At 51.6% G+C, this 17,831-nt stretch carries 13 protein-coding genes and 1 pseudogene; 1 reads left to right on the top strand and 13 read right to left on the bottom strand.

What is annotated here, in order from left to right; genetic code table 11:
• Positions 1 to 329 precede the first annotated feature (329 nt).
• The 7 genes from CKW30_RS20525 to CKW30_RS20495 form a co-directional block, all read right to left on the bottom strand.
• Positions 330 to 965: an HNH endonuclease gene (locus tag CKW30_RS20525; RefSeq protein ID WP_095181746.1), complete on the bottom strand. Its 636-nt coding sequence runs from the start codon at positions 963 to 965 to the stop codon at positions 330 to 332.
• Positions 958 to 1,962 carry an AAA family ATPase gene (locus CKW30_RS20520; protein ID WP_159894692.1) on the bottom strand — a complete coding sequence of 335 codons (1,005 nt, stop codon included), beginning with the start codon at positions 1,960 to 1,962 and terminating at the stop codon, positions 958 to 960. Before CKW30_RS20520 ends, CKW30_RS20525 begins: the two co-directional genes overlap by 8 nt.
• 128 nt (positions 1,963 to 2,090) lie before the next feature.
• Entirely contained in the window at positions 2,091 to 4,235 is a 2,145-nt protein-coding gene (locus CKW30_RS20515; RefSeq protein WP_095181744.1) for an AAA family ATPase, read from the bottom strand.
• Between the two features lie 69 nt (positions 4,236 to 4,304).
• The gene (locus tag CKW30_RS20510; RefSeq protein WP_095181743.1) at positions 4,305 to 5,549 is read right to left on the bottom strand and encodes a site-specific integrase; all 1,245 of its coding nucleotides are present in this window, start codon (positions 5,547 to 5,549) and stop codon (positions 4,305 to 4,307) included.
• Positions 5,550 to 5,557: 8 nt separating this feature from the next.
• A complete protein-coding gene (locus tag CKW30_RS20505; RefSeq protein WP_095181742.1) occupies positions 5,558 to 6,475 on the bottom strand; it encodes a hypothetical protein in 918 nt (305 codons plus the stop codon).
• Positions 6,472 to 8,520, bottom strand: coding sequence for a tyrosine-type recombinase/integrase (locus tag CKW30_RS20500; RefSeq protein ID WP_095181741.1), 2,049 nt, complete (start codon positions 8,518 to 8,520; stop codon positions 6,472 to 6,474). The genes CKW30_RS20505 and CKW30_RS20500 overlap by 4 nt, the downstream gene beginning before the upstream one ends.
• Positions 8,521 to 8,532: 12 nt before the next feature.
• The gene (locus CKW30_RS20495) at positions 8,533 to 10,572 is read right to left on the bottom strand and encodes a hypothetical protein (RefSeq protein ID WP_095181740.1); all 2,040 of its coding nucleotides are present in this window, start codon (positions 10,570 to 10,572) and stop codon (positions 8,533 to 8,535) included.
• Positions 10,573 to 10,613: 41 nt separating this feature from the next.
• Here CKW30_RS20495 and CKW30_RS20490 point away from each other — a divergent pair.
• Positions 10,614 to 11,501, top strand: a pseudogene (locus CKW30_RS20490) (glutamate synthase-related protein); the annotation flags it as partial.
• 46 nt (positions 11,502 to 11,547) lie between these two features.
• On the opposite strand, the gene CKW30_RS20485 reads toward CKW30_RS20490, so the two are convergent.
• Genes CKW30_RS20485 through CKW30_RS20460 form a run of 6 tightly spaced genes read right to left on the bottom strand, consistent with a single transcriptional unit; the run spans position 11,548 to position 17,825 of the window.
• Positions 11,548 to 12,966: a glycosyltransferase family 39 protein gene (locus tag CKW30_RS20485; protein WP_159894689.1), complete on the bottom strand. Its 1,419-nt coding sequence runs from the start codon at positions 12,964 to 12,966 to the stop codon at positions 11,548 to 11,550.
• Positions 12,967 to 12,987: 21 nt separating this feature from the next.
• Positions 12,988 to 13,950, bottom strand: a complete 963-nt coding sequence (locus CKW30_RS20480; protein WP_095181738.1) for a lysylphosphatidylglycerol synthase transmembrane domain-containing protein — start codon at positions 13,948 to 13,950, stop codon at positions 12,988 to 12,990.
• Entirely contained in the window at positions 13,947 to 14,687 is a 741-nt protein-coding gene (locus tag CKW30_RS20475) for an SDR family oxidoreductase (RefSeq protein ID WP_095181737.1), read from the bottom strand. Before CKW30_RS20475 ends, CKW30_RS20480 begins: the two co-directional genes overlap by 4 nt.
• The gene (locus CKW30_RS20470) at positions 14,684 to 16,000 is read right to left on the bottom strand and encodes an FAD-binding oxidoreductase (RefSeq protein ID WP_095181736.1); all 1,317 of its coding nucleotides are present in this window, start codon (positions 15,998 to 16,000) and stop codon (positions 14,684 to 14,686) included. The genes CKW30_RS20475 and CKW30_RS20470 overlap by 4 nt, the downstream gene beginning before the upstream one ends.
• Positions 15,997 to 17,466, bottom strand: a complete 1,470-nt coding sequence (locus tag CKW30_RS20465) for a UbiA family prenyltransferase (protein WP_256584378.1) — start codon at positions 17,464 to 17,466, stop codon at positions 15,997 to 15,999. The genes CKW30_RS20470 and CKW30_RS20465 overlap by 4 nt, the downstream gene beginning before the upstream one ends.
• On the bottom strand, positions 17,463 to 17,825 hold the full coding sequence (locus CKW30_RS20460; RefSeq protein WP_095181734.1) for a GtrA family protein: 363 nt from the start codon (positions 17,823 to 17,825) through the stop codon (positions 17,463 to 17,465). The genes CKW30_RS20465 and CKW30_RS20460 overlap by 4 nt, the downstream gene beginning before the upstream one ends.
• Between the last annotated feature and the right edge of the window lie 6 nt (positions 17,826 to 17,831).

Raw genomic sequence — 17,831 nt, 5'->3', positions numbered from 1 at the left:
CGCTGTAGAGTATCTCCCGATCAAACATGCATATCATGGATGCAGGTCTGCCGCGCTTAAACTTGAGCCATGTTTCCTTCCTGTATCGTCTTATCTATGGCTACCTTCTTGAAACGCCACTTCGCAGCAGTGAATACAAATGTACTCAAGCCAGTGATGCGTCTGCCTTTGCAAGGTATTATCGGGATAACGGGATATGCTCAAGCACGCGTTATTTTTGCAAGGAAGCTCTACCCCATGATGCCTCGATAACGACACCGAGGCAAAACTTCACACTTTTCACGGGTGCTGGCTAGTGAGGCAAATGTCGGATGAAGGGCTATTCACTATCATTCATAAACCTCCTTCTCGATCTGTTGCACTAAAGCATACAAGAAGCCACTCTCTGGGGGTGATATACCCTGAACCTCATCCATGGCGCTAACCTCCAAGGCCTGGAGCCTAAAGTAGTCGTAAGTAAACTTTCCGATCTCAGAAACAATTCTATATCGAAGTATAACAGCCGGCCCGTCCTGCGCCTTCTGAACTACTAGATGACTAAAAACATCAGTAAGATTAGGGTGAGCAAACTTATAATGCATCATGTTGAAAAGTTTACTTTTATCAATCTTCGGAACCATCAGCAGGTCATCAAGAAGAAAGTCAACCTTATCCCCTTTGTAAAAATTACACCTACGACATGAAACAGCCAGATTTTTTAGATCAAATATACAATGCGTAAAAATACTTTTCGGTAAAATATGCTCAAGATCCAGCGTCATTGAATGCTGACCTTGGATATATTGCTGACAGTAACAGCACACCCCACGCTGTTCTCGCAGTCTATGGTCTTTCAGCCTACGTTTCACGGGCTTAACGCAATGCGCATCCCAGATTTTGGTCGAATTAGACGCCGGTTCTCTGCGCAGCCCTAACGCTTGCATGATCAGTCGATGCTCATCTAACGAGTACTCAAACTCACTCATGCGCAAGCCGCCGTGCTTGGTCGATCAGCATCAACTGTTTATCATCATACTGAGCAGCACCACGTAACTCTTCAAATGCCTGATCAAAATCTAGCTTACTGATTTGCCCAACCTCAAACTGGTGCAGCAAGTCAGCAATATATCGAGAAAGAAAGTTACTCCTTGGCGTGAGAATCTTGAACGCATCCCACATTACCTGTTCCATACCTCCTGCGTGCGGATACACGGGATGAATGCACCCCTGCTTAAGCTTGTACAGACTATGACGGACATCCACATTAGGCGCTGAGGTTACCAAAACCGGAGAATGAGTGGCAATTATCACCAACGGCGAAAAACCATAAAACAAGTCAAACAGCCGACTTATATAGTCCCGCTGCCAGCGCGGATGCAAACTGTTCTCAGGTTCATCAATTATAATAGCAGTGCGCTCAGTAATGTTGGACGCAATGAATGCCAGCATCGTGAACATCTGTATCTCGCCAGAACTAGCGTGTTCTAAGGGAAACTCCACCCCTTGCTTTCTCAGAAAAACAGCAGGCCAATTCTGTAGCTCCGTTTTGTTTAAATTCAAGCTCCACCGTCCAAGGTCGATGCTATCTCTTGATACTGCGGAGTTACTTGACTCTAGGTTATACCAATCCACTTGACCCTGCTTCTCTTTCTGACAAACTCCAAGAATTGGATCAAACCTGAGATATGACAACACTTTTCCAATATTAAACCTGGTGACCGATGGCTCCTTGATAGACTTCACAACTGCCGCTAGCGCAATACTAATAAAGTCCCTCCCATAGCGACCACCCATAAAATGATACCGCTTGCCATGATCGCGAAATTTATCAAAAGGACAATTGGCAATGGCAATAACTCTATATTTTTTACTTATGTAGGCTTCAGCAATCCTCGCTAGCATTTGGCTTTTTCCGCTACCGTTTTCACCAATCATGATTGATAGCGACTGTTCATAATCGAAATGTTCTAGGTCATTGTGCATAGCGTTACAATCCATTTTTTAATGTAGTCTCGACGCACTTTTATTGGCCGATCTCACTGACCCAGCATTGAAATCAAGGCCTGTCTCGCAGTATCCATGGCCCGCCAAAGGGTCGCCCTTTCAGGCAATCAACTCATCATTTTGTCGTAGTGTTCCTCAAAGCCGGTACGCACAAAAACCTGCCTGAAGCGTTCCACAAAGTGCGCAGGATTGATCTCGCCGAAATCCGTGAGATTGATGGCGTCTGAATGGGACTCTCGGTTCACGTAGCGGTAAAGTGCCCGGAAATCGGCATCCTCATCGGCGAGGTCAAACAGGGCTTGCTGCAGTGCTTCTTGACGATGAACGAACGTGAAATAGTACTCTAGGATATTGCGCATCATATTCGGAATGACGTTCGCTGATGTACGCCCTTCCAAAGCATCCTTGATGGTCTGCCAAAAAGATTGGTAGTCATTTTGGACATCCGTATCTTTCATGGGAATCACCGCACTGAATGTAGATTTGATAATCCGGAAAAGTGAAAACTGGTCTGCCCTCCTCAGGTGCTTCAGCATCTCGTGAAAGAAAAAAAGATTATGCGTCAAGATGAACACTTGCTTGAAACGGTCTTTGGGGTTCAGCACGCGCCTGTAGATTAGTGATGCGATATCATAGATGTAGTTGTGTGACAAACTGGAAATCGGATCATCAATCACGATCACCCGGTTACTTTTCAGTTTGCTGGCTTTGCCATCCATATCGCCGTTGCACACTTCCAAGAAATACAGAAAGGAAATGAGCGTTTTCTCACCCTCACTGAGGGTTCGGAACACGTCGTTAGCATTGCCAGGCCGTTGTAATCGGTATTGGGGAACATCCCCCTCCTCCCTGATCAAACTGAACCCCTGCAGACCCAAGTGTCCAAGAGCATTATTGATGCTATCAACGGACTGATCGATGTTCGTGATTTTCGCTTTGCTCTGCGTGATCACCTCACGATGGACTTTGACCTTCTCTCGAATGAGTTCAATGGCCGTTCGCTTTTCCTCTCGTTTGACGTCGAGCTCGCGGTGTTTCTTCGTCGCCGCCTTGATCACCGTATCGCAACTGCCTCTGAAGCAGTTCCAGAACCTGGCCTTTATCTGCTCAAGATACTTCTGCTTGTCCTTGACCTTGAGATTGATCGCATCGATTTTTTCCTGCTCAACCTTCACCGCTTCATTCAGCGCCTTAAAGTAATCGACAGTCGACTCCAACGCGACTGAAGTCGAAGGGCTCGCAAGCTTGGTCACAAGGCCTTGGGCATTCCTCTGAAGCATCACCCTCAGGTTAGCGACATGCAGTTGATACGCACTGCTCTGGTATTCAGGTCTTCCACACTGCAGAAGCACTCGCTCGACACCTTTGTCGTAGCGAGACTTGAGTTGCCGTATTTGCTCTAGCCTCTGCTCGTAAGTCTTATCGAAGACCCTGGCTACCTCGTCGTAAAAATCTGGGGGCAAGACTTGTTGACAAAAAGGGCAGTGCTCGTCGCTTTTATCGACGAATCCCAAGGCATCCTTCACCCAGTCGGAATGCCCAAGCTCTTGAATCAACGCGGAGAGGTAAGAATCGCCGGAGCCTGCAATCACCTCAGTCAGTACGGTATTCACCTCAACATCCATTTCGCGGAAGCTGAACGACGCGATTCCGGGTAACTCCAAATCACTTGCTGATTGAAGCTCTGCCGCTTCAGCGCTAAGGCTCTCAGGGGTATCGGTAGTCGTGGTGTGCACAAGAGGGATAACCCTTTCCAGAAGCCGCTCTTTGGTGTTGAGTTGACTAAAGCAGTACCTGAGAGGCGTATTGTCAAACGTTTTTTTCAAAGCCCAGACATGCTCCCTTAACGCTTCCTTTGCAGCCTCTTGCTCAGCGACAACAGCCTTGCCAGCCTCGATCTCCACCTGCTGTTCTTGAGCAAGCGTCTTGAGTGCCGCCTCCGCCGCCTGGAGGGCAGCCTCTGCCTCGATATTGCCCTCGTTTAGAGTGAACACTCCCGGTTGAGCATCGGCGGGGAAATTCTTTTCCGTGAAAAGGTGGTTGTAAACCAGTATCTCGCGCTCATCATCGCGCGGCTCTACTCTGCACGATGGGTAGCAAAGCTCCCCAGGATCTTGAAGAAAATTGCCAATCGTGGTTTTGCCCGTCCCGTTGTGGCCATAGAACACGTTGACCTTGTTAAGTGGGCCTATGACTGAATCCACCGTCGGGGAGTAGCTCGATACGTCACGTAAAATGATCTGTTTTATCATCGAGCTGTCCTTGGCCTCAGTTAGAGTCTCAGCATCATCCTAGCCGGCAGCCCAGTGGATAACCACTCACTACTGAAGCGTATCCGAGTGCGAAGTCGGCTCGAAAAATTTCGCCATTGACGCCAGTACGTGATCTGCCATGCGCCCCTCAACTCGGTGCTTAACGTGGGGCGTTAGAACAGGCAGCCATGCCTCTGTCTCCGTTCGTATCACAGTGCGTATATACATCTTCGTGACTTCGATATCACGATGCCCCAGTTGAGACCTGAGTTGCTCGTGAATATCATGAGCGTAGGCCAAGTTTGGCTTTAACCCGTGTGCTTTAAAGTAGTTATAAATAATGTAGGTTGCATAGGTATGACGCAGATGGTGAGGCTTGACCTCCCTACCCACCGTCCGTGAGGCTGCTCGGAAGGCATTCCAAATATCATTCTTGTATATTTGTTTGCCATTTCTATTCAACCACAAAGGAACGTCTGCGGATTTGCTTTTACTTCTGTATACCTGCGCCCGTTCTTTACGCACTGTTTGAATATAGCTCTCATGAAGCACCTTCAAAGACTCTGTGAGAACAATGCATTGTAGGAGACGCTTATTGCCTTTCGGTAAGTAGATGAGCTTTTGAAGCGTTGCGCCACTGGCCGCCAACTCAGGGTATCGTAGCCATTTAGGATTCCTTTTATCCGCACCCACCGGCATTTGAATAATGCCACCAATTCGCAAACCCGTGGTAACCATCATGTACCCGATACTTTCATAAACCGGATCTACGACCCGCAGCGCCTCGGCAAAAGCTGCAAATTCATCGTGATTGAGTACGAATTCCTTATAGTCATCTACGGTTGTCACTGCCTCTAGCCCGGGGTCAGTCAGAATTTTTGCATTGCTGGTAAGCTGATTGGCGAGCAGAGGATTACCGCGCGATTGACTCTTGGTTGATTCAACTTTCGAGGGGAATTGCATGAGATGCCCAATTCCCTGGATATCACACCACTCATAGAAGACCCGCCATGTACGATAATAGGCATTGATGGACTGAGGCTGTGCGCGGCTGGCTCTCAACGATTTTTTCAGAACCTCCAAATGCAGTTCGAAAGTAACCTGATCAAATTTCAAGCCCAAGTCTGCGCAATAGTCGAACCATATTTTCATATGGATCGCCATATTGTTAATGGTGGTAGGCTCTCGGCGTCCACCTCGACTCATTGGCGTCACACGCTGGTAAATCAGGAATTGAACAAGCGGAACGCACAGCTTCCCTTGAACGTGAGGAATATGGGTACCGTCAGTATTCTTTACGAATTCAATGTACATGATCCCCCCTACCCTCGAACCATTATGATTTCATCGAAAATCTCGTGTTCATCAAAGAGCGTGGGATATTCGATACTTTCATAACACGCACGAAGTTTTTGGATGGGTAGCTTATCCGCTGACACTCTCTTCTTATTGCGCTCCTCCAACGTTTCCAGTGCAAGGCAAAACACCACGGCGACGATATGAATTCTAGGGTTCTGTCTAACGATATCAAACAGCTCATAACGATCGCTTCGAGTCAAATTACAGGCATCAAAAATCACCGAGATCCGATGACTAAAGGTGAACGTGGAACTCCATGTAGATTTGCCACTCCCCGGTGCACCAATGGTCACATACACATTCTTCTGGTTGGGCGTGTCGATTGCGGCCTTCAGATGTTTCAACGCCTCGATCCACGCTTTTTTCATGGCGAGCGCATCAGTCCCCGTGCGCAAAGCATCCGGGCTGATGACGGTTGGGCGACCACTGAAGGCAACAACTGGGCCCTTTACATTTTGAACATGGATTTGCCCTTCCAGTTGACGGACATGTAACTCAAGTTTATCGACCTGCTCCTGAGACTTAGACCACAGCGTTTGAAGCCGATCCTTCATCTCATCGAGCTGTCTGACTTGCTCCACCAAACCGTAATTTTCAATGATCGCGTTTTTCAGTTTATCGCTATCCGTTGGCTCATCACTGACAAGCACAGCTTGCTTTTGCACCAACTTGTAGGCGCTGATCTCTTTCCCCAGAGCAACCCACTTGTCACGCAATCCCGAATCTGGCGTATTAATGTTCCCATAAAAATACTTGCGGTCGACCTGGGCACGCTTCGCCACGGCTGCGATCGTGGGCACCGCGCCTGTCTGTACAAACTCCTGTTTCATCTCCTCGAAGCAGGCCTTGGCCTCTTTGAATCGGTCTCTCTTCAAACTCATCGAACACTTTCCAAAACTGGCGAATACAACTCAACAAACTCCTGAGCACTGGACATGAGGTGAAGATTGCCCGCGTAGTCCTCCTCGATAGCGCCGCCGATAAGCTCGCTGTAAAAACCAAGAGACTGGTCGAGTGACTTTGACTCACACTGGGTGATCAAGCACCGATCACACTTCACACCCACGCAGTTATTGACGATCGGTAAACCACCGGCAGCAGCGTCGAGCGGCTGAACGCCCTCACCGCCGGTTTTTGCGATCAACTGAGTGCATGGCTTCTCTTCCTCGTCTTCAGGATCGAACATGCAGACCGCCAACGGCGTCAGTAGAAAATGCATGGAACCGTGCAGGGCGCGTTCCCGAAGGTACTCCTCCATGGTCGTGCCCAACTTGTCCCCGGTAATGCCCTCGAACAACGGATCCTGAAGCATTCCGGCTTTGATGCGCTCACCTGATACACCTGCAAGCTTGCCCGCCTGGGCAGACCGGCTGATGCCGTGAATCAGGTTGAGCGACTGCTCGGCAAGCATCTCCTGACGAGCCTCTTGAATCAGAGGGTTGTTTCTCAGGTACATCTCGGTCATCGCCAGTGACTTGTGCGAAAACAACCGCATGACCAACAATGGCCCCAGCACGGGACTATTGAGCACAAACCAACCCGCAATGGTTTTCCGGAATTGGTGCGGATGAGGGATGTACGCGCTGCCAATTTCTTGAGCAAACCCTTTGACGTAATTGAGAATACTCCCGACGTTCACCGGGCCAGTAACATGGTCACTCTTCTCGTTCGACTGCAAGGGAGCCACCAGGTAGTTCCCACGACGCTTCAGCGAACCCAGCTTCTCCAGGACTCGCACGGCAAGGTAAGTGATGTAAGGAACCGGAATGGTGATGATTTGCCCAGCCTGATATTCTTTGCTGGTTTTACGCACGGTCACCGTCATTCGATAGAAGTTCTCCACCCCGATACTATAGTCAGGCACACAGCACCCTACCTCCAGCCAAGACACCTCGCTGCTTCTCATCCCTGTGGTGAACAGGACAATGGTAACCGCCGCCCTCTTCATATGAGCGAGGCTTTTTTCCGCGTCCTTGCGTTCAAGCCTATAGGTGTACTTTGTGCGATCCGAAGGGGAGGCATACTTGCTGAACTTTAATTCAAAGGGTAGACCAGCAGCGACCTGATCAATAGTAAGTCCAAGCTCCGTACACCTTTCTGTAAAAGCACCTTGGCTAACTACACTGCTGCTACGCTTATCAACGACTCCCTCATAGACCACTTTATGAAACTGAATCAGGGGCTCTGCATAGCGCTCAATATAGTCTGCCGCCGCATTGGCTAAAGGAAATGCATATTCAAGAGGGATCGGTTGCCACCCGGACTCTTCTTCCAGTTTTGGCTCAGGCTTGTCATTGTCACTACTGACACCATGATCAACTAATTTTTTGCCATTGAAAGGGTCGCATGCCAATCTTAGAAATGAGGGCAGAACACCCTCATCGCCTGAGAGACTCCACCACTCGGAAAGCAATCGCACCCTGTCCCATTTGCTATTCTGGTGAATATCTTCAGAATTCACACCTTTGAAAAAATCCGAAAATTCTTCGAGAGTGATATCCCTTGGCAACTTGAAATACCCACCTTCCGTGTCTGCGACCAAACAACTGAGATCAGCGAGCCATGTAATGAGTGGTTTAGCCCCACTGAGAATATTGTAGACAGTCCTTGGCGATCTTTGAATGATCGCCGTATGCCCGAGAAGTGAAAAAGTTAAAGATTTCAGCAAAACTCGCATTGGAAAGTGAGTCATGGCATCGCTGCCGGCAATCCCATTAAAATTAAAACGATACGGCGCCCCCTCCTTTCGTAAATCCCACTCGTTATTTATGAAGGTGCTCAGACTGCTTACTTTTGTATCACCCCAACGGCTTTCGATATACCTCAGCAACTCCCAGTGTTTTGCGACAACACTGTCGGTAATGCTTTCGGCAACGCTCTCGACAGCCGACGACTGTGCTGTTGGCTGATTTACGTAGACGCTCATTGAGTTTCCCCCTTAACCACGACAGATAATTTCAGGTAGGAAAACCGAATTGTTCTTTGCGGCGTCCCACGCATCATTCACAGCAGCCCTATCCGACCACCCATTCAGAACATCTTGGGCCCTGGCCAACTTGCGGCCAAATGCAGCCTCCCAACCTTCGCGTGGCATCGTTTCTCGTTGCGCTTCGTATTGAAGGATACGTTTGGCAATCCTGGGCAAATGCGCGTCGAAAACCCTGCTCTGCGTACACCCAAGGCACATATCGTACTCCTGGCAAACCTTTACCCCCGATGCGGCTGCTCCCTCGTAATCCGGAGCCTTTGGATTGGCGCAGGCGGCATAAAAGCCCGGGAGCCCCTCAACGTCGGCGTTCTCCTTACGAACTCCGCGAAACTTGCGCGCCTCCTCAAGGTAGTTTTCTTGGAGCGTGAAGATTCCAATGTCCGTAATGGCTTTCGGGGTGCCCAGGAAAAGGTAGCTGCCAAGCGTTGTATCAAACTGCTTATGCTTGAGTGCGTGGGTCAGGCTCGCCGCGAGCTCCCGATGATTCTGTGCCTCATTGATGGCCTTCATCATCTCCTTGGCGGCGTACACTTTTCGAAAACGACGTGAGTCCAAAGACGCCAAGCGACGATTCGATACTTCACCGTTAGCACCTACATGGACGTCCCAGATTTCATGCCTATCAAGAAAGGCCAGCGCGGACTGCAGGAATCGATCCGTAATACTGCAATCATTTACACCTCGCTTCCCGAAATATAACCAAAGACTGTCCTTCGACCGCTCCCCTACCAAAGATACAAGCGGTTCGGTGTACCACATCAAAAACTTGAAAATGGGATACATACCCTCTTCTGAAATTTTGATGTAGGTATCGTCGGCTTCAATCTTGCCCCTACCTTTCCCTCGTGACTTATAACCACGTACACGGCACTTGGTTGGATCAAGAGGATCTTTCCAATCCAGTGGTGATACAGAGGTCTTGCCGATGCGATACATTCGCTGCCATGACATCACAACCTCCTTGTTCTTACCTGAACAAATGAGGAAAAACAGCAGGAATGGAAACAGCGAGCCACGGGTTGCCACTTCTTTTTCTGTAAGTCTTTTGTGAGCATCTACACCATCCGATGTAGTTTCAGTGCAAATCAGCTTTACCGCGTCTGTAAACTTTCCGACCTCAGCTGTCGAGACACTCGAAACCCTTGATGCAATAGAAGTAAGCTTGGCACGACCATCCGATTCAGGATGAGTATCCGGAACATACCCGCCTCGAAATGAGCAACTTTCAAAATAGGCCCGCACAATACGCCGCCAGTCAGCCCCCCTTGCGTACAACTCCGTCTCCGGCACGAATGCAGTATCACCTAGCTGCTTAAAACCTTTCGCAGCCTCCATGATTGTTTCAATATCGCTGACGCATGCACCGATCAACTGATACATCACAGCATCGCTGTAAGGTGCCAGTGGATCCGGGGCATCCGACGTATACACCGGCATCGTGAATTTTACGGGAAATAAACTTGTTCCCATCACCTGTTCAACGACTCTACTGAATCGCCTGAACACAGCTGCTTTATATCGGCTATTCATCTCCACAGATCGTAGGTCATTACGCCAGGCGCACATCAACTGAAAACTGAAATCTTTGAAAGTATCCAACCTGACGTTTTTTTGCCTGCAGTACTCAAAAAAACTGCCCACGGCATTTCTTGCATAAGAAGCTTCATTTTGCGAACAACGGTTTTCCATGCACATTGTCTTGAGGCCTTGGCCAAGTGCCACGACTGCCCAGTCGTATTGCGATTGATACTCCGAATAAAAGAAACGACGACCGTTGTTTCCCTCTTCAATTAGCTCTTTGGCAGAGGCGCTTCGGCTATCGATAGTGAGGGAAACAGTCTCCCCTCTTCTCTTTCCGTTCTGGGGCGTCCAACGCCATACGGGGGAGAAAGGGTAAATGCCTTCATCATTCCTCAGTTCCAGGGGGTGGAGGGACTGTTCAAGGTTCAGCGCTTGCTCTACATCATGCTTGATGTGCTTACGGCCCATTCTTGGCTCCTTAGGTCTACAGGTTTGTAGGGTATAAGTTTATGAGCCAGGGCGCCAAACCCGGCCATGGCGGGATCTTGCCCAAGCATAAGGTCACCAGGGAGATTGCGGAAACACGCGGCATCCTGATGGGCGAAGACTGCGTCTCGCCGTCGCGCCACAGTGCGTTTTCAACGCCGATCGAGATGATGCAGTTCATCCAGCAACTGCGCGAATTGTCCGGTGGCAAACCGGTGGGCTTCAAATTCTGCCTCGGCCATCCGTGGGAGTTCATGGGCATTGCCAAGGCCATGCTGGAAACCGGCATCCTTCCCGATTTCATCGTCGTCGATGGCAAGGAAGGCGGCACTGGCGCCGCCCCTGTCGAGTTCACCGACCACATCGGCGTGCCGATGCGCGAAGGTCTGCTGTTCGTGCACAACACGCTGGTCGGCCTGAACCTGCGCGACAAGATCAAACTCGGCGCCAGCGGCAAGATCGTCAGCGCCTTCGACATCGCCAGCGTGTTGGCCATCGGCGCTGACTGGGCCAACTCCGCGCGCGGCTTCATGTTCGCCATCGGCTGCATCCAGTCGCAGTCGTGCCACACCAACAAATGCCCGACCGGCGTTGCCACCCAGGACGCCTTGCGCCAACGCGCTCTGGTGGTACCGGACAAAGCCCAGCGCGTCTACAACTTCCATCGCAGCACGCTCAAAGCACTGGCGGAAATGCTCGCTGCAGCAGGCCTTGAGCATCCCTCGCAACTGTCGGCCAAGCATCTGGTACGACGCATGTCGGCGACCGAGATCAAACTGTTCTCGCAGTTGCATGTATTTCTGAAACCGGGGGAATTGCTTACCGGCGAAGTGAATGGCGAGTTCTATTCGCGGATGTGGCAGATGGCGCGGTCGGACAGTTTTGAGCCGAGCGAGGTCGTCGCTGCGTAACTGCTCAAAGGTGTGCATTTCCATTCGGAATGCCCACCGCTACCGATCATGGTTCAAATGTACGGATCTTGAATAATCGCACATGACCTATTTCTTCCTTATCGATAATTTTTGCTTCGTACCTTTCTAGATTTTTGATTCCCTGAGCAAAACCAGGACCATAGTTCGTCTCCAGAACATAAAATTCTTTCGGGTGACTGGGCAACGACAAATCAGTTTTCAGCTTCTCTAAATTACTAACAAGCAGCGGAGATCCCAGCAACTTGAAATAGACACCAAACTGAATCGCATCAAGCGAATAGATTGGCAACACGCTTGACTTATTCATTACAGAGATGACGATATCTCTCATGTGCGTCTCGCGTGAGTACGGATTTTCAGGATCCCTCAGATAACTGATATCCCTGAATAAAGGCGTAGCAGAAAATGTCATCAATACCACCAGCATTGACACTTTTACTGGCACATCTCTTATATTGCCAACTGCGTACGCAGCCACCAGCAATACGGCGGGCAGAAGAAAAATAAAATTGCGTTGAGTTGTCACCGGGCGTAAGTAAACAGAACAGACATAGGGCACCACAATTCCTACTACCCCCCAGAACACAATCAGCCTGCAAGCAATTGCGCTTTCAGGATTTTGAGCCATCGACGCCAGCCCTGAAATTAAAATTACAGCGAGCAAAGCGGCCAGAAACGTATCTCCGAAATACAACAGGAAAACCTTGAAGAAAAAAACAGTTTCGGGTGGTTGAATCCAGAAATCCCGAGAAAAGCTACTCTCAGCGTACGATAAACCAGGAATTACGGTTAATGCGGCAAAAAATCCGGCGCAAATGAACCTGTATATAACTTGGCTGTGGACCTCGCTGCGCAAGATCATGTGAAGCAACACAAGCACTTGAGCAAAGACCGGCAGATAACCGAAGTAATGAGTATTTATCAGCGCGGCGGAAGTCAGCCAATAGCAAAAAAAATCCTGCCCTCTGCCTCGACTTAAGCAGCGCAAGAAGATCACAAAAGACAAAACGGTAAGCAACGACAGAAGCGCATAAGAGCGAGTCTCTTGCGAATACTGAACCAAGAAACTATTGACCGCTGCCAACCACGCAACGATGAGCCCTACTTGTTCATCAAACAATTTGCGCCCGAGGAGGAATACAGAGGGAATCAACAGCACGCCGATTACCGCAGAGAGATACCGCCCTGTGTGTTCGCCAAACCCGACAGCCTGATAATAAGTCCACAGTAAAATCTGATAAAAGGGAGGATGAACGTCACTCAATGTAGTTCGATACACGTCAAAGAATCCATTTTGCGGATCGCTTACCGATACACTGAAGGCCTCATCCAGCCACAGGCCAGTAGCATCGATGTTGCGCAACCTTACATACAGGCCAAATCCAATTGCGCCAATCAGACACAGGTACATTGCCAATTTGTACTTTCGCGACGCAGTGTCCATTGTCATCTCCTCAGTAGTTACTCAGCCATGATCAAAACCGGCTACCGACCTCTTCCATAAAAGTGCAAGCATTCCCACCCCGACCGCCAACCACAACGTTACCAGCCGTAACAAAACCGTCGCCGCGATCGCATCTGCCAACCCGACTCCGCCTGAAACCAGCAGCGCTAGCATCGCTGCTTCGGCACTGCCCAAACCGCCCGGCATGAAACTCAGAGCCCCCGCCAACATGGCCACCGCATAAATAAAGATCGCCAACGTTAGGCCCACGTCCGCGCCCATCGCCTGCAAAATCCAGTAAAACGCCAATGCTTCAAGCCCCCAGGCCAGCAGGCTCAATAGCGTTGCGCCCATGAAGCGACGAGGGGAATGACAGCGGCGCGACTGACGCAATACCTGAACGGCATGCCCCAGCAACCGCGAGAATCTGTCGTGCCGTTGCTCAGTGCGACGATCAATCGCGCTGACAAGGCTTGGCGAAAACATCATCGATGTACCGCATACCAAGAGGACGAAACTGGCAATGATCATCGACAACCATTCCGGATGCGCGCTCAAGCCGAACAATGCCAGGCCCACCATCGCCAGCAGGTCCGCAAGCCGCTCACTGAACAGCGCGGCAAAGCTCTGTGCGTAAGGCACCTCCAAACGTTTGAGCAAAACACCGCGCAACGCCTCCCCGGCCTTGCCGGGAGTCGTCGTCAGGGCGAATCCGGCCAGGTAGATGTTCAAGCTCGGCCGCCAAGGCAACCGGTGACCCAAGGCAGACAGATAACCCTGCCAACGCAAAAAACGCAGACCGTATCCAAGCAAAACCACGCAGACGATTTGCCCGCACTGCCACCAACCCACTCGACTGACCGCCGCGCTCACCGCCGACCACCCACCCCACAGGGAAACAGCGAGATAAGCGAGGGCGGAGCAAATCACCGAGCCAATCAAAACGCGGTAACGCCACCCGGATAACCTCAGTGTCTGATTCACAGGTTCAGCCTCTTGAACAGCGGCTGCGGCATCACCCGAATCAGCCACATGATCACCGCCCAAAAGCCGGGCACATACAGCACCGCCACCTGTCGATTGATCCCTCTGACTATTCGCCGGGCAACCGTATCCGGTTGCGCTACAAGCACGGAGGGCAGCGCCACCCCTCGCGTCATGGGCGTGTCGACTAACCCAGGCTTTATCGTGATCACATGCACACCCGCTTTGAACAAGCGTACCCGCAAGCCTTCGCAGAACGTGGAAACGGCCGCCTTTGCCGCGCCGTACAGGTAATTGGAAGGTCGTCCTCGATCCCCGGCAACCGAGGAAATGACCGCCAGCGTGCCGTGCTGCTGGACAACCATGCGATTTGCCAACAGCGTCAACAGCGCGATCATTGAACTGCCGTTATTGGCGAACTGCTCCATAGCCTGTTCAACGTGTTTTTCGCACGCGTACTGATCTGGCAGCGAGCCATAGGCAATCAGACAGATATCCACCGTCTGCAACGTCGCCAGGCATTTCTCGTACATGACCGGATGTGCGGCGATATCACTGGCGTCCATGACGTACGTGGTCACGGCTCTGGCACCTCGAGCCTGAAGATCGACGCTGGTTTGCTGGAGTTTTTGCGCATCCCTGCCGACCAGGAACAATTCGCTGCGATCAGCCGCCCACAATCGTGCGCAAGCGCAGGCAATCGCCGAGGTGGCGCCCACAATCAGTATTTTTTTCATCGAGTGACTCGCTGCCAGAAACGGGACATCAGGGTCGGATCGCGCATCGCTTCCAACTGCTCCCAGGCGGGATAGGCCTGGCGAAAATCGCTGCCGCTCATGTGAGCGTCCTTGGCTGGATACAAACGACCGCCTGCTTCCCGCACGATGGCGTCGAGACGCGGCAGAAGTTTTTTCGGCAGATCTATGTCGTGTGGAAAGTCCAGCGCCAATGAAGTACCGGGCATAGGAAAGGAAAGCCATCCCGGCGAAGGAATGTCGCCACAACGCTTGAGCACCGCGAGGAAGGAGCCACTGCCGCTACGCGCAATCGACTTGAGTAATTCGGCCAGTGCCACGGCTGCAACCGAGGCCGGCAATACGCACTGAAATTGCTGGAAACCTCTGCGTCCGTAGATGCGATTCCAGTTTTCGATACGGTCCAACGGATAGAAGAACGAGCTGTAGGCAACCTTTTGATGTTGTCCGTTCGTTGGCTGCCGTTTCCAGTAGTGATAGTTGAACAGTTTCAAGGTGAGCGAATTGATTAGCGATACCGGAGGGCGGATCGGGACAGACAGAGAACGTGGTGCAGCGACCTCAAGGGGCCCCGCCTCGCAATGATCCCCAGCCGTGTAGCATCCGCGCCCTAGCGCATTGCCCTTGGCCAGGCAATCGATCCACGCGACGCTGTATTCATGCCGCGCATCCATGTCGGCCGACAGGGCAAAAAAGTCATCCAGACAGTCAAAACGCACCCGTATGCTGTCGATCAGGCTGGACTGGATTTTGCGCAGACGAATGCGCACCCAGGTAATCACGCCCGTCAGGCCGAGCCCGCCGATGGTGGCGGCAAACCACTGTGGGTTTAGCGTCGCCGAGCACACCATCGGCGATTGCATGGAACGGTGCAGCCCGAAACACACCAGCGAATGGGCAAACGTGCCGCAGCGATGGTGATTTTTCCCGTGGACGTCATTGGCCACCGCCCCACCCAGCGTTACATGCCGCGTACCGGGTGTGACGGGCAAAAACCAGCCACGGGGAATGGCGAGTTGTAAAATCTCGCCCAGTGTCACGCCGGCCTCAGCGCAGATCTCACCCTTTTCCCAGTCGGCTTCGATGAAGCGGTTCAGGGGACGTAATTGCAGCACATGATCGCTTGCGGCCATGCAGCTATCGCCATAGCTGCGCCCATTGCCAAACGGCAAAGTTGTCCCGTGTGATTCGATCAACTGCTGCCACTGCGGTCCGATATCCGCTTGCCAGTGGCAGGGACGACCACTCTGCGGGGCATAGGGATAGTTTCCCCAGGAAGCCAGCGAGGCCATCATGCCGCCACCCAGAAAATCAGACAGAACACTGTTCCCATCACCAGACTCAAGCGATCACGCAGTGCGAAAACCACCGGATCCTCATTCATGCGGCCGCGATGCGTCAGCAGCCAGATACGAGTGATCCAGAACAGCATCAATGGGCAGGCAAACCAGAGCCATCGGGGATATGCATACAACTCGGTAGTTGCGCTGTCATGGATGTAAAGCGCCAGCACCAGGACAGCGAGATAACCGGATGCGGCCCCCAAAGAGGAGAGCATTGCCAGGTCCGCAGGAAAGTAGTCGCGGCCGCCGGCCTTACCGGTGATGCCGCCGTGCAGCGCCAGCAACAGCTCGGCATAGCGCTTGACCAGCGCGAGGCTCAAAAACATGAACATGGAAAAAGCCAGCATCCACCCCGTCAGGTCGAGCCCGAAAGCGGCGCCACCGGCAATGATGCGCAAGGTGTAAAGCAGCGCCAAAGCGATGACATCCAGCGCCATCAACCTCTTGAGCACCAGCGAATACACCAGCGTCAGGCCGTAATAGCAGGCCAGCACGGCAATGAATGGGTGAGGCAGCCACAACCACGCGCCGATGAACGACACTGACAACAGCAGGGGGAAAATCAGCAGACCGGACTGGATGGATAACGAACCATTGGCGAAGGGTCGATTGCGTTTGCTCGGGTGCCTGCGATCATCGTTCAGGTCGAGCAAGTCGTTCAGAAGATAGACGCTGGATGCACACAAGCCGAAAAGCATGAAGGCCAGCAAGCCGCGCCCCAATAGCAGCGGGTTGGCCACTTGATGCGCTGCAAGCAGGGGAACGAAAATCAGCACATTCTTCATCCATTGATGAATGCGCAAGGCTTTGTACAAACTTCTGAAATACGTAACGCGAGAGTGAACCACCTGGACTACGTTATCCAGATGCCGGGCGGCACGTTGGACGCCCGCTAGCGGATTGACGATATAAGCTTGCCTGGCCGACCGCCAGATCGGCAGATCGTCCAGCGAATTGCCGATGTAATCGAAACTTTTCTCCCCATATAACGCCACCAGCGCATCACGTTTGTTCGTTCCCGAAAGGTTCTGCTCGAGGGTTGAACCCAGAACGTCATCAAACACCTGCAGATGCTCGGCGATCCGCACTGCCAATGTGTAATGACTGGCTGTGGCGAGAACAATTTTCCGACCGGCGTTGCGCTGTTCCTCGATCATCCGGAGTACGTCGGGATCATAGGGCAAAGTCGCGAGATCGACGTCCGATGTCATTGCCAGTCGATCTTTCAGATACGCCTTGCCGTGCCAGAGCCAGGGAAAGAGTTTCAGGCAGTGCAATGGTTTGCTGCGGACAAAGGACATCACGCATTCGAACAGCAGATCAGATTTGACGAGGGTACCGTCCAGATCAACTACGAAGGGCATTGAAGCAGCGCAGGACGCTGACATCGGCAGTACGTCAGGCGGAGAGACGTTCATGCCCGTCGCCCTGGAAAAAGGACAAAGCGGAAAACGCAGTACCCTAAAACAATATTCACCAGCGAAAACGAAGCGACCGTCACAAGCCCCGACAAGCGCCAGACATCCCCAATGACACCCACGCCAAAACTCACGCCGCCCATCAGGCCGATGAACATCAGATAGGGAAATACCGGCGTTTCCCTTTCAAAGATATAAAGCATGTTCAGATAGAAAGAGAGCGCAGCAGCTACGCAGAACGCCGCAAAGTTGCTGGCCGCCTGACTCAGGGCGGCCGCCTGACAGAGCACGAAAAATATCTGCCAATGGATGAGCGCATCGGCCACTCCGATGGCGGTGGTTGCAGAGAATCCTTTCATGGTGAG

This window comes from Pseudomonas sp. Irchel 3F6, assembly GCF_900187595.1.
GTDB lineage: Bacteria > Pseudomonadota > Gammaproteobacteria > Pseudomonadales > Pseudomonadaceae > Aquipseudomonas > Aquipseudomonas siliginis.
The sequence above is the reverse complement of the archived record's forward strand: the minus strand, read 5'-3'. Positions and strand labels throughout refer to the sequence as shown.